Genomic DNA, 12,479 nt, shown 5'->3' with positions numbered 1-12,479 from the left:
CGCGGCGACTTCTCGAAGATCCCGAACGGCATGCCCGGGGTGGAGAACCGGATGGATCTGCTGCACCAGGCGGTCCTCGACGGGCATATCTCGCGGCGCCGCTGGATCGACATCGCCTGTGCCGCTCCGGCGCGGATGTTCGGCCTGTACGGGAAGAAGGGGACGATCGCGCCGGGGGCGGACGCTGATGTGGTGATCTACGACCCGGCGGCCGAGCAGGTGATGTCGGCCGAGACGCATCACATGAACGTGGACTATTCGGCGTACGAGGGGAAGCGGGTCACGGGACGGGTGGAGACGGTGCTTTCGCGCGGCGAACTCGTCATCGACCAGCGGGAGTTCGTGGGGCGGGCCGGGCATGGGGCGTATCTGGCGCGGGGGATCAGCCAGTACTTGGGGTAGGGGGTGTGGTGGATTCACCAGAGCCCTGTCGCTTGTGGGCAGCGGCAGGGCGTACGTCGAGGAGATGGCTGATCCGGCCTCCGCGTCGGAATGGTCTTCTAGGAGTGCTGAGGGCAGCTGACGGTTGGGACCGGATGCGGTGGTCCGCTGACGTGGGTGCCTTGGCTGCCCCGCATCACATGCAACAGGCCTTCGGTAGCGAGTTTCCGGATGGCTCTGCGCAAGGTGTCGAGGGATACCTGGTACTCGGTGGCAAGGTCTTCTTGGGTCGGCAGACGTCCGCGTAGTTGGCCCGTGCGGATTCTGTGCTGCAGATCCTGAGCTACCTGCTCCCACTTGGCGTTTGCGCTGTCGGCGCATACCTCCGCGGCGCCGGCGAGTGGGGCTGGGCGCAATCGTGTGGTCAGGGTCCGACGTACGAACTGTGCGGTCGGCAGCGGAATCCGGTAGAGCCGGGCGATCGCGATGGGCGAAGGAATGTCCTGGTGGGGCACGACCTGGGTGAGCCGTCGGTACAGGTCGGAGGCGACGCGCTGACAGCGCGATGTGTCGTCGCGGCGGGGCAGAGGAGGGCTATCGATCATTCGCGTGGGATACGTCAGAGTGCAGGTTCGGGTGTCGTGGGCGCCAGGCAGGGGCTGCGGTTGAGGAAACGGAGACAACTACCAGCGCAGGCCAGTTCAACAGCGACTGCTTCCCGCGTCGAACTGTCGCTTGCCTGAAAGGCATTGAGGACGCCGGCGCCCTCATCAGCAGCCGTACCCTGACCAGGTTTCATGTCTTCAGTAGCACTTACGACGTTCACTCCCCTCGCGCCGCTCATTACCTTCACACTCTGCCCGGATTTTTCGCAGACGGGGATTCCCGAAAGGAGACAAGTCGGCGTTCAAAGTTGATTTTTGCCGGCGCGCCCTCGATAGTCCGCGCACCAACAGCCCAACTCACCGTGGACTGACTGGTGAAGGGCCAGTGTCGTGTCCGGCCGGACACGCCGTGCATGGCCGCGCCCGCGCTGAGACTGAGCGACGCAGTACAGCAGTGCGCTTTGCTCGTTGTCACCCTTCGGCACTCTGGCATCAACCATCGAAGGCACCAGCATGGTCCGCGCTGCGCGATGATTTCGATGCGGCTTGAAGACAGCGCTGCCGGACAACCTGCGGGGTGCTCCTTATGCAGGAGCCCGCCGCGCGTAGCCGTTGCGCTGGGCTAGCGCCATCCGCGTGCGCATCCAGGAGATCCCACTGTCAGGCATGTTCATCGCCGTCGCCCACAGACTGCAGTCCGTCGTCATCGCCCGGGTCAAGTGGCGGTCGTCGCCACTGACTTCGCATGCCGAACACGCCCACTTGTGCTGGACGCGGCATCCGTGCTGACCACGTTCGCAGCGCTGCTGGCCCGCTGGCCCAATCCGAGAACCCCACTAAGAGACGCTTGCAAGAAGCAAGCTCCTCCGAGCGACTGCGCGCCAACTTCCCAAGGGAATGGGGGAGACGCCGGCCCTGGTCCTATCCTCGCGGCCAGGTGCGGGGTTGATGGTCGGCCTGCATCGCGTACCGCCCTCTGTGCAGCCGATAGTTCTTGGGATTGCTGCCTTTAGTCGCCGGTTGATCAACTAATGGCTGCAGCTGGAGGGCGGCGGTTGGGCGAGACTGGCGTTGCGGCCCGGGCACGGGCTCGGGGGCGATCCGTATGTTGCTTCCGGGCGGTGCATCGTGGGGAATCCCGGGCCGCACTCAAGCGCGCGGATCAGCAGTAGTGACGCAGTGGTCCGCGTGTGTGGGGCCGTTACCGGTGAGGCGTGCTTCTTCGGAATCCGGCGTTCCCACGCAATGTAGATGTGCGTTGCGCGTAGCCCTGGCAGGCACCGCGTGGCGCATTGCGTCCGCAGTTTGCGGCTCGGATGGCTTCCCCCTTCCTGCAGCTGCACCGGGCGCCACATGGGCTCCGCGCCGTCCCCCTGGCGCGGAGCCCATTCAAATCTCACGCCGAGTTCAGGAACATTGATGCGTCTGCGCACCGCCACCTCCATTGCCGCCATCTTCGCTGCGGTATGCCTCCTTACCTCGTGTGATGGGCTTGGCGCGCCGGGCAACGTGGCCAAAGCGGCGCCGAGCATCAGTGCAACTGGTGCACCCTCGGTCAATGAGGGGACGGATTCACACACTCCGACTGCCGCACTGAGCGCCGGTGTCTTCGACACGTGGCTGCGCAAGGCCGAAGTCTCTGGGGCGACGAGGGCAGCAGCTCAACACGTGACCAAGGTCCGGCGGGCTGACAAGGATGGTTCGCACTCGTCCACCGGTGACCTCTTGGTGAGCACCGACCTGCCTAAGCCGAGGCCAGGTTCCCCAAGCGGCATCAAGGGAACCGCGATTGCCCTCGCGGTGCGCGACTGGGTTGAAACCGAGACCGCCCGACCACTGATCATCTCGGTCAACGCTGTCGACGGAGGCCTACTCTTTGCCACGGTGGCTAACGCCTCGGAGTAGGCCATTGCAGGGAGTCAGGTCTTATGCTGCGTCCAAGTGCCAGTGTCGGGCTCAGCGGACTTGGGCCCCGAATCGCGTCGAGCATCCCGCTGGCGACGGATACGGCACAGGCCTCACGGACATCGCTTCGCCCACCCTGTCCAGTCTCATCCCCAACATCAGCGGGCCGAACGTGGGGCACCCGATGACGTATTTGTCTGAGGAACAGCTCCTGAAGCAGTCCTGATGCCACACCGGGCACGACCGTAGGCATCGGTGTTGACGTAAGTGGTCCTGCCAGCGGCAGAGGCCAGCTGCGACAGCCGGCGGGTTCGCCGTACGTCCCCATCGTCATACGTGAAATGAACGACGGGCGTTGGGCGTGGAACAGGCGGTGCTCCGCGCGAGGAACTGGGAGCTGCGGGGTGTCTGGTACGGCGAGCCTGGCGGCGATATCGGCAGACGGCTGCTCACGAACAGTTGCAGCGGATCCGCAATGAAGGACGGTCGGTGGCGGCGCAGGCTTTGCCTCTAGTTCTCCCGACCACGGCCGGCACAGCGTCGTCGCCGCATCTCGCGCCCGTACCTGAGGCCACCGGGGCACGCACCCCTCTGATCAACGGCTCTGCCGTCAGACCCACCTGCATGCACCGTTGCGACACCTGCCCTGTGCCTCTGTCAGTGAAGGACTTCGTCGTGCCCGAACCCACCGGTCCCGCTCCTGAAGGAGCTTGCTCTGCTGCTGGCGATTTCGCCGGCATGGCGGCCGCGCAGGGGTTACGGGCACATTGTGGACGGCGCTCTGGTACTGACTCACGACCGGAGCATCTCCGCCTTGGGCAAGAACTACCGCCAATCGACCGACCTGCTGGTTGTGGCCGATGTCAACGGCCCCCTGATGGTGGTCATGGGCATCTGCCGCCCGGCAGTCGCGATGAACGCTGGGCGGCCAACGAGTCAGGTTTCCAATGCGCTTGCCGCCGTGCCCCGGTCATAGCCGAAGGGCAGATACCGGGGCACGGTCAGCGTCTGGACCTGTAAAGAGGGAGACCGAGAACCGCAGAGCCTGTGCTTGCGGCCAACACGCCTTGTCCCGACGGAAGAAGCGGAAGATCGTGGGGACTGCCGCATCGAGGGCGACGGCGTTCACCAGGCCATGCGCGGCATCGCAGGCCTTCGCAACCTGGCCCTCACGGGGATAAGCACTACGTACGGCACAACCTTCAGCGCTTTTTGCGACGTGCTCGCAGCACTCGGTCGAAGCTCAGGGAGCCGGGGCCGATGAAGACGAGCAGGAGCAGCGCCCAACAGAACAGGGCGGCTGGCTCGCCACCGTTCTGGATGGGGAGGAGCCCGTCCGGCTGGTGGACGGTGAAGTACGCGTATGCCATTGCGCCGGATGAAATCAGAGCGGCGGGACGGGTAAACAGCCCGAAGAAGACCAGAGCACCGGCGACAAGGTGAATGACAGCGGCGTACCAGTCCGGCCAGGCCCCCGAGGCGACAGACTCGGTGCCGAAGGTGCCGAACAAGGAGGCAACGCCATGGCAGGCAAAGAGCAGTCCAACGACGATACGGAAGAGGGAGATCGCAACTGACACTGTGCGGTCAGAGTCGGCGGTGGGGGACATGATAGGTGAAGGCTCCAATATCTTGATGTGCGAGGAGCCGGTGGAACTTAGGCTCTCACTTGTGGTCAAAGTGAACGAGAGGGGAGAGCGACCGACATGACGAAACTCCCGCTGCCGGAAATCGTGGCCTTTCGACGCCCCCGCGGCAGCAAACCGGTCTGAGCTTGGTAGAGATCTGAGATGTGGGTTGCGGCACGGGGCTTTGTGCCGCCGACAGGGCGGGCTTGGCCATCCTGTTCACCCGGGGGCACGACACGGCGGTGCCGTGCACGACCTACGCTCGAGAACGCATTCGGGTGTCCGCCCGGCGGTTCCCTCTTTGTGGCCGGTGCCGTCTGTATGGGCCTGGTGCAGGACCAGGGAGCGAACTCGCTGTCGATAGCGCAGCGGCGGAAGCGAGTGCACACCGTTTTCCGGAGCCGAAGCGCTCTGGCAGGTCACGTCAGGTAACCCCGGTACGGATCTTGTAGACGATTCCGTTGATGACCCGGCGGTCCTCCGCCCGAGTGCCGGCCTCTGCCGGCACTCGGTATCAACAGAGTCAGCAACTCCTAATCGGAGTCGGTCAGTTCATGGCGGCGAATCACGACACCGTGATCCGCCACGGAAGAATCATTTGAAGGCGGACTCTAGTAGCTTCCGCTGACGGTGAAGCGGTAGTTGTTGGAGACCGGGTTCCGGTCGGCGTTGAGTGCAACGTACGTGCCGTAGGCGCTGGTGGGCAGCGACGGGAGGTAGTTGGCGCCGAACTCGAACGAGCCGTCCTCGGAGACCGGAACCTCGACGGTGGGCTGCCCCGCAACGGCCAGTCGCACCCAGGCCGCGCCGTCAGCGGTGCCCGTGAACTTCTTGTCGCCGACGGTGAACTTGTCCGCCATCACCTGCGTGGTGCGGGCGTAGTCGCTGACGGTGAAGCGGTAGTTGTTGGAGACCGGGTTCCGGTCGGCGTTGAGTGCAACGTACGTGCCGTAGGCGCTGGTGGGCAGCGACGGGAGGTAGTTGGCGCCGAACTCGAACGAGCCGTCCTCGGAGACCGGAACCTCGACGGTGGGCTGCCCCGCAACGGCCAGTCGCACCCAGGCCGCGCCGTCAGCGGTGCCCGTGAACTTCTTGTCGCCGACGGTAAACTTGTCCGCCATCACCTGCGTGGTGCGGGCGCTCGCGGCTGCCACTCCCGTTTGGTCCGTCGAGGTCGCCGCGGACGCGGCCGACGGGGCCACCAGGCCGCATGCAACGAGACCGACCAGGGTTGCAGAGGCGATCTTGAGCTTGGCGTTCATTTTGATAACTCCATCTCTTTGGGAGATATCAATGTAAGAGACCTTGAGTAAATAAACGTTCATGCCCCCCTTACGAACCTCTTACGGGAGGCGGCTCCGAGCGACTCCAGCTATTCCACTCATGGAATTGGTCGACTACTCAGTCATCTTTTGGCGCCCAAGTGTCTACCTATGCCGCTACAGAATTTCAATGAAGGGTGCACTAGTTGGGCACAAGGCCACTCACGGTCAGAGGAAAGGAAGCAATGCACCGGGCGGGCGAACCGGACGATCACGTCCTCGGCCGGTCCCGAGGAAGCCTGTCCGCCAAAATCAACCTTGGTCACGATGGCTGCGGTCTACCCCTGGCCATCCTGTTCACCCCGGGCAACGACACGGCGGTGTCTGTGCACGTTCCTCGCTCGAATGCATCCACGTTTCCCGCACCGACCTGAGACGACCCGCTGCGGACCGGACCACGTGATCGCCGATAAGGCCTATAGCTCCCGCAGGTACCCACGTGCTGATGTCATGCGACTGCCAAGGTCTTGGGTAGGAAGTGGCGCTCGGCCGGGTGGCTGCCGCGGTGAGGCGGCAGGGCTGTTCGGTGGAAAGGTGCGCGTCATTACGCAGTGTCTCGCTCGTAGTGAAACTAGGTTATCGATCGTGTCGCAATGGCCCACTGGTTCCCGGCTGTTGTGTATGCGGGTCTGGTCGGCAGTCATCACACTCCCGGCGGACCGGGCTCGAGCCCCGCGTGGTGCCCCCTCCGGGAGGGGCACCACGCATCGCTGTTCTTTGTCACTCAACAGAGTCCTTTGACATCGAACCCAGGCCGGCCGACAGCTGAACACCCTGACCGGATGACGCAGCTTCATCGGCGGGCCCCCGCGCCCCCAACTCTGTTGTCCTGGCCCTGAAGTCCTAGCTCAGACACCAGCCGCAAAGTAGGTCGCGGGTAGCCGGACGAGCCCCGTTTCCCGGTCCTGGGTGGCGTCGTTGGTCTGATCGTGTGATCGAGGCCAAAGGGGCGGGTGTGCGGCAAGAGTGGTCGCCAGAGGAGCTGTTGGCGAGCTGGACGCTGGTAGACGGCGACTGGGATCTCGTGGCGAACAAGAGTGGGACAACCCGGCTCGGCTTCAGCCTGTTGCTGAAATTCTTCGAGCTTGAGGCCCGGTTCCCTGAGGTTCTCGAAGAGGTCCCGCCGGCCGCGGTGGAGTACGTCGCCGAACTGGTGAAGGTCCCGGCCGCCGACTTCGCGAAGTACACGTTGGTCGGGCGGACTGCCGAGTACCACCGCAAGCAGATCCGAAAGGCCCTGGGGTTTCGGCCGTCGACGGTCGCGGATGAGAAGTCGCTGACTGCGTGGCTGGCCGCGGAGGTCTGTCCGGTCGAGCTGGGGGAGGACAGGCAGCGCGAGGCCCTGCTGGTGGAGTGCCGTACGCGGAAGATCGAGCCACCGGGCCCGAGCCGCGTCGAGAAGGTCCTGGTTGCCGCGCGGGGCAGGTGGAAGCGGGCGTTCTGCGCCCGGACCATCGAGCGCCTGGGCGCGGTGGCCCGGGCGCAGCTGCTGGCGCTGGTCGCGGAGGGGAACGACGAGGGCACCGCGCTGCTGGCCGCGCTCAAGCGCGACCCGGGAGCGGTCGGCCTCGACGCCTTGCTGATGGAGATCCTCAAGCTCACGTCGGCGCGGGAACTCGCCCTCCCGAAGGGGCTGTTCGCGGTCTGCTCGGAGAATCGGAGAAGCTGCTGCCCCGCTTGAAGAACATCGGCAGCATCCGCCTGTAGCGCCCCGACGGCACCCCGCCCGGCTGGCCGGCACTCGGCGCCTCGCTGACCCGGCCTATCCGCTGGGTGCTCATCGAGCAGCAGTACGACCAGATGGTCAAGTACGCCACCGCGCTCCGCCTCGGAACAGCGGAGGCGGAGCAGGTGCTGCGGCGCTTCGCCCGCGGCGGCCCCAAGCACCCCATCTAGCAGGCTCTCGAAGAACTCGGCCGTGCCGTGCGCACGATCTTCGCCTGCGACTACCTCGCCCAAGGCGGGCTGCAGGTCGTGGAGAACTGGAACAGTGCGAACACGGTGCTGCGCTACGGCAAGGACGGCGCCCTGACCGGCCCGGACAAGGAGCATGCCGAGACCTCGATGCTCGCCCTGCACCTGCTCCAGTCCGCACCCGTGCACGTCAACACCCTGCTCGTGCAGCAGGTCCTGGCCGAACCGGCCTGGGCGAAGAAGCTCACCGGCGAGGACCGACGCGGCCTAACCGCGCTGTTCTGGTCGAACGTCGACCCGTACGGCACTTCCCGCCTCGACATGGACAAGCGCCTAGACATGGGAATGGCTGCCGGTGTGCCCCGCACCCGCGCCCCGATGCACTCCGCCAGTTCGACCACGGAGACACGATGAGGGACTCCACCCCCGGTCCCCGCCTGACGGGTTTTCACATTGAGGGACCTTTGGCCCTTTTCGCATAGGAGAGCCCCAGATTGGATCAATCCGGTCACGCGAGTGATCTTGCTTGATGGTCCCACTTGAGAGAGCAGGCGCATGAATCTCCATCAATCCATTGGCCGTACGTTTGCGGCTACGGCTGCGCCGACCGTTGCCGGGGTGCTCGGCGCGGGGCAGGCCGTTGCCTCTGACTCCGTGCGACCGGAACAGGATCCGATCCCGGCGAGCGCCGAGGTGCAGCAGCAGCGGGACCTTGCGGACGGCAAGCTGGATCCGGAACACCTTGCGCACAAGCAGGCCAAGGACGCCGAGGAGCTCCGCCTGGGTATCGCGCCGCTTTCCGGCGGGGCACGGGTGCCGACCACGACGGTGGAGCGGGATGGGAACGTCTATTACGCGCCGCTCGGCGTCAACGGGCAGGCGGAGGTGGAAAACAACCTCTGTGCCTACGGGCAGGTCTGCCTGTACTACAACTCGGGCCTGAGGAATGCGAACTTCCCGCGCAAGGGAACGAGCGCGCAGCTGTCCAACTACTCCGGCTACACCTACAACAACGGCAGGGGCCTGCCCGGATACGGCCAGGGCGTGAAGAACAACGCCGCGTCCATCATGAACGGCTATGAGGGCAAGCCGAGCTTCGGCGTCTTCTACAACAGCGGCTGGAAGGGCGACCGCGGATGGTTCATCGCCGGCGACGGCCGCAACTTGCCGTCGTGGCTGAAGAACGAGAACGCCTCCGGCCGCTTCTGATGCGCGTCGCCCACCGCCGAGCAGGTGTGGGTCTTCTCGCTGCCGCGGCGTTCGGGTTGGCTGCCTGTTCTGGAAGCCAACCCGGTGGGGCCGGGGCCTCGCCCACCTCGACACCCTCCGCGTCTGAGCCGTCGAGTGCGCCCACAGGGCCCGCGCCTTTGCGTGGCGTGCACCTGCCGGTCGAGGATTACATGCCCTCGCCCTACGAGCTCCACGAGGAGAGCGTGGCGTATGTGGACATCATCACCGCTTGCCTCAAGCGCTACGGAGTCACCAACAGCACAACGTCCGATACCTTTCGCGGTCCCCGCACACTGACCGAGCTGCGCTACGGGAGCGCGGATCCGGCCTGGGCGGCGAAGTACGGGTACTGGATGCCCGGCGACGACAAGGCGCCCCCCGCTGAGCGGGAGACCGATCCTGACGAGCAGAAGCTGTTGGAGGGAACGGTCCCCACCTACAAGGGCAAGAAGGTGTCCGCAGGCGGCTGTGTCGGCGAGGCCCGTGCACAGCTGTCCGGCGTCGCAGGGGTCTCGGCGAAGGACTACGGCTCCCTGCTGGCCGTGACCAACGAGCTGGAGACCAACGCGTATCACGCGGCCCAGTCGGATCCGGCAGTGAAGGAGGCTCAGCAGGCTTGGTCGTCCTGCATGAAGTCCAAGGGCTACACGTTCCCCGCCGACGTCTTCGCCGCGTCCAACAGCCTAGACCTGCCCGACATCCGCAAGCCGCCTGCGACTGGTTCGGCTGAGGTGAAGCTGGCGATCGCCGACGCCCAGTGCGTCCAGAAGTCAGGCATCATCCAGGCCTGGTCGTCCAAGGAATCTGCACTGCAGAAGGCCGAGATCGCCAAGAACCCCCAGAAATGGAAGCACCTTCAGGGCCAGTACCGCGCGAGGCAGGAACTCGTGCAGAAGGCCCTCAAGAATCACCGCTGATCTCCTGGCCTCGTCCCCGAGCGCCGCGGCGGTGCTCGGGGTGTGGTCACGGGGCGCGAGGCACACGTACACGAAGTGGGGATGGGAACATGGTCAGGCGCTCGGGCGGGACGATGGCCCGACTTGCAGGAGCTGTGGCGCTCCTCGCAGCGGCCGGGTGCAGCGTCGGCACGACCTCGGCGGGCAAAGACGCGAGTGCCACGGGGAGTTCCAGCTCCAGCGCGCCGGAACGGCCCGGGGGGACCGTGCCCCCGTCAGCCGCACCGTCGGCCAGCACTCCGCAAGCGGGTGCACCAGCATGGACACCACCTGGCTCCGATCCCTACAAGGACTGGTGGGACAAGCCGCAAGGGGCAACCACCCCCGACGCGCAAACCATTCACGCCCAGTCAGTGACCCTGCTCAACAACACTGAGGCGGTCTACGGATCCGAGACCGGGTCACGGTGCTGGCCAGCCCGCCCGTCCGCGCTGACTCCCGACTGCACGTCCAAGGTCGGCAAGGCGGAAGAGACCGCCCGGACCGCACTGTCCTGGGTCTCCCACGAACCGGCAGGAACCTTCACCATGCTGCGGACCAACGCCCAGCACATCCTGAACGCAGCCAGGCAATACCGCACCAGCCAGTGCGAGACCGGCCCGACCGGGAGATCCGTGGTGTCCCGCTGCCAGGCCTCCGCGTACACGATCGCGATGGCCTACCCCTATCTCAGAGCCGGCTTCAACGGTGCTCTCGAAGGACGCTGACGAGCTCACCATCGGCGCGAAGAAGGGCCAACACCCCTCACTCGCCACGTCATACGGATGCCGCGCAGCCTGCACCTCTGTCGGCAAACGATCGAATGACGACAGGTTCCACGGGTGTCCAGTGAACCCTGTGATTCCGGGGGTTCGTGGCGGCGCGAATCCAATCAGATCCGATGGTGATTGCTGACAGGGGTTTGGCGATAGGTAGGGTCCGATCCTCCGTACGGAAGGGGGCCCTTCGGTGGCGAACCTGGTCTACAAGCGGGTCTCGACCGACCAGCAGTCGACCGCCCAGCAGAACCTCGTCCTAGCCGAGGCAGGGATCGAGGACCCCATCGCGTTTGAGGAGGAGGCCGGCACCTTCAGCCGCCTCCACCCGCTCCAGCGCCCAAAGTTCGGCGAGCTGCTCACGTACGCGCGGCCGGGCGACACGGTGCACATCTCCGAGATGTTCCGCCTGGTGCGCGGTGCCGGCCACATCCTCGACGTGCTCGACGTCCTCCGCCGGGACCGTCTCGCCCTGCGCATCCACGAAGGCGCGTTCTCCGCGATGGACCTCACCGCCCGCCACCCGCGCACCGGCGAACTGCTGTCCACCGTGAAATTCATGGTGCGGACCCTGGCCGCCGGCGAACTCCAACGCAACCTGCAGCGGGAGCTGACGTACGACGGGTTGTGGGCAGCTGAGGCCAAGGGCAGCAAGGGCGGGCGCCGCCCGGCCATCCCGGCCGGGAAAGGTGAAGCCGTACGCACGGCATACCTGGACGGCAAGTACATCGCCGCGCTGGCCCGCGAACACGACGTCAGCCGCGGCGCCATCCGTACCGCCGTCGCCGACCTCCTGCCCGACCACACCGCCGTCGAGGAGGGCGCCCTCGCCCCGGAACTGCCCGTCACCCTCGATATGCCGGGCAAGGTCGCGGAATTCCTCCGCGCGGCCGATCTGGAGCCCGCCGAGCGCACCGCGCTCGACCATGGCATCGCCGTACGACGCGGCCAGGGTTACACGCTCCGCGTCCCGCCCTCGATCTACCGCCAACTCCTCGATCGCCAGCCGCTCGACGCCGCCACAGCGATCCCGGGACAACGCAAGGCCCGCCGCGAGTGCGCGAACCGCGTCAACCTCCTCGGCCGCTGACTACCGACCTACTTTGCGGCTGGCGTCTGAGCTAGGACTACGGCGCCGTCCTGGAGCGCTTTGCAACGCGTGCCAGTGTCCGAGCGGGACCTCCGCGATGGAGACCGCCTGGTCCATCACGCGCGCATGCCCACGATCGCCATTCGTTGGTTGAGAAGACCACGTCGAGCTGCGGCCGCCGGCTCGGTCTGCTCAACCGCGTGCGATCAGCTCCCGCTGCAGAATGATCGTTTCCGGCCCTGCGGGCACCGGAAAGACCATCGCCATCACCCAGTTGGAACGTTTGCGCCACCACCGGTCCGACTGCGGGATCGTCCACCTTGGCAGCGGCATCGAAGGCCATCGCCGCAAGGATGAACTGGTCGACCGCGTGGGGTAGACGCTCCGCCGTTGCGCTCGAGGCTTCGCGCCACCAGGCTCTGTGCGCCATGGACGCGAGATGTGTTGGGCCGTTGAACTCGTACCCGGCCGCATGGCCAAGGTTCACACGCGAATGGAGCGGCGCGCCCAGCAACGGAGCCTGCAGCTGCTCCGCAAGGGCGCTGAGCGTACCCGGCAGCTCTGCGGCCGCAGCACGCTCGCCCACGCTGTTCAACTCGCCGGCGCCCGACAAGTCGATCCCGGAACCGAACACCGAGAGTGCCTTGGCGAGGCCTGTGCTGGACTGCAGTCACATCACCAGAAAAGCAGTGA

General features: G+C 65.8%; 12 protein-coding genes and 1 pseudogene. 10 read left to right on the top strand and 3 right to left on the bottom strand.

The window, feature by feature from the left end; genetic code table 11:
• On the top strand, positions 1–402 hold a 402-nt coding region (locus JAO81_RS34810; RefSeq protein ID WP_199551985.1), incomplete at its 5' end, for an amidohydrolase family protein.
• Between the two features lie 98 nt (positions 403–500).
• On the opposite strand, the gene JAO81_RS44140 is transcribed toward JAO81_RS34810, so the two are convergent.
• Positions 501–986, bottom strand: a complete 486-nt coding sequence (locus JAO81_RS44140) for a GntR family transcriptional regulator (RefSeq protein ID WP_199551984.1) — start codon at positions 984–986, stop codon at positions 501–503.
• A 1,419-nt stretch (positions 987–2,405) separates the two neighbouring features.
• On the opposite strand from JAO81_RS44140, the gene JAO81_RS34800 reads away from it, so the two are divergent.
• Together JAO81_RS34800 and JAO81_RS44135 are read left to right on the top strand one after the other, a co-directional pair.
• A complete protein-coding gene (locus JAO81_RS34800) occupies positions 2,406–2,891 on the top strand; it encodes a hypothetical protein (RefSeq protein WP_199551983.1) in 486 nt (161 codons plus the stop codon).
• An 814-nt stretch (positions 2,892–3,705) separates the two neighbouring features.
• The gene (locus JAO81_RS44135; RefSeq protein ID WP_199551982.1) at positions 3,706–3,867 is read left to right on the top strand and encodes a hypothetical protein; all 162 of its coding nucleotides are present in this window, start codon (positions 3,706–3,708) and stop codon (positions 3,865–3,867) included.
• Between the two features lie 226 nt (positions 3,868–4,093).
• Here JAO81_RS44135 and JAO81_RS34790 read toward each other — a convergent pair whose 3' ends face one another.
• Both JAO81_RS34790 and JAO81_RS34785 read right to left on the bottom strand, forming a co-directional pair.
• Complete coding sequence (locus JAO81_RS34790) at positions 4,094–4,501, bottom strand: DoxX family protein (protein WP_199551981.1); 408 nt, start codon at positions 4,499–4,501, stop codon at positions 4,094–4,096.
• 629 nt (positions 4,502–5,130) lie between these two features.
• Positions 5,131–5,781, bottom strand: coding sequence for a hypothetical protein (locus JAO81_RS34785; RefSeq protein ID WP_199551980.1), 651 nt, complete (start codon positions 5,779–5,781; stop codon positions 5,131–5,133).
• Positions 5,782–6,772: 991 nt separating this feature from the next.
• Between JAO81_RS34785 and JAO81_RS34780 the strand changes: the two genes are divergently transcribed.
• The 7 genes and pseudogenes from JAO81_RS34780 (at position 6,773) to JAO81_RS34745 (ending at position 12,165) form a co-directional block, all read left to right on the top strand.
• Positions 6,773–7,522, top strand: coding sequence for a DUF4158 domain-containing protein (locus JAO81_RS34780; protein ID WP_199551979.1), 750 nt, complete (start codon positions 6,773–6,775; stop codon positions 7,520–7,522).
• Between the two features lie 65 nt (positions 7,523–7,587).
• Positions 7,588–8,169, top strand: a pseudogene (locus JAO81_RS34770) (Tn3 family transposase); the annotation flags it as partial.
• Positions 8,170–8,310: 141 nt separating this feature from the next.
• Entirely contained in the window at positions 8,311–8,964 is a 654-nt protein-coding gene (locus JAO81_RS34765) for a hypothetical protein (protein ID WP_199551977.1), read from the top strand.
• A 191-nt stretch (positions 8,965–9,155) separates the two neighbouring features.
• Positions 9,156–9,902, top strand: coding sequence for a hypothetical protein (locus tag JAO81_RS34760; protein WP_199551976.1), 747 nt, complete (start codon positions 9,156–9,158; stop codon positions 9,900–9,902).
• 392 nt (positions 9,903–10,294) lie between these two features.
• On the top strand, positions 10,295–10,648 hold the full coding sequence (locus JAO81_RS34755) for a hypothetical protein (protein ID WP_199551975.1): 354 nt from the start codon (positions 10,295–10,297) through the stop codon (positions 10,646–10,648).
• 241 nt (positions 10,649–10,889) lie between these two features.
• The gene (locus JAO81_RS34750) at positions 10,890–11,786 is read left to right on the top strand and encodes a recombinase family protein (protein WP_199551974.1); all 897 of its coding nucleotides are present in this window, start codon (positions 10,890–10,892) and stop codon (positions 11,784–11,786) included.
• Positions 11,787–12,009: 223 nt separating this feature from the next.
• A complete protein-coding gene (locus JAO81_RS34745; RefSeq protein WP_199551973.1) occupies positions 12,010–12,165 on the top strand; it encodes a hypothetical protein in 156 nt (51 codons plus the stop codon).
• The last annotated feature ends 314 nt before the right edge of the window (positions 12,166–12,479 follow it).

Origin of the sequence: Streptomyces sp. N35 (genome assembly GCF_016464295.1) — a bacterium.
In the GTDB taxonomy this organism is placed as follows: domain Bacteria; phylum Actinomycetota; class Actinomycetes; order Streptomycetales; family Streptomycetaceae; genus Streptomyces.
Note: the sequence above shows the minus strand (reverse complement) of the source record. Positions and strands in the feature narration are given on the sequence as shown.

Bases quoted from the DNA above. Each gene is read 5' to 3' on its own strand.
- JAO81_RS34800 (WP_199551983.1), top strand. From the start codon at position 2,406: ATGCGTCTGCGCACCGCCACCTCCATTGCCGCCATCTTCGCTGCGGTA.
- JAO81_RS34745 (WP_199551973.1), top strand. From the start codon at position 12,010: ATGATCGTTTCCGGCCCTGCGGGCACCGGAAAGACCATCGCCATCACC.
- JAO81_RS34760 (WP_199551976.1), top strand. From the start codon at position 9,156: ATGCCCTCGCCCTACGAGCTCCACGAGGAGAGCGTGGCGTATGTGGAC.
- JAO81_RS34785 (WP_199551980.1), bottom strand. From the start codon at position 5,781: ATGAACGCCAAGCTCAAGATCGCCTCTGCAACCCTGGTCGGTCTCGTT.
- JAO81_RS44140 (WP_199551984.1), bottom strand. From the start codon at position 986: ATGATCGATAGCCCTCCTCTGCCCCGCCGCGACGACACATCGCGCTGT.
- JAO81_RS34765 (WP_199551977.1), top strand. From the start codon at position 8,311: ATGAATCTCCATCAATCCATTGGCCGTACGTTTGCGGCTACGGCTGCG.
- JAO81_RS34790 (WP_199551981.1), bottom strand. From the start codon at position 4,501: ATGTCCCCCACCGCCGACTCTGACCGCACAGTGTCAGTTGCGATCTCC.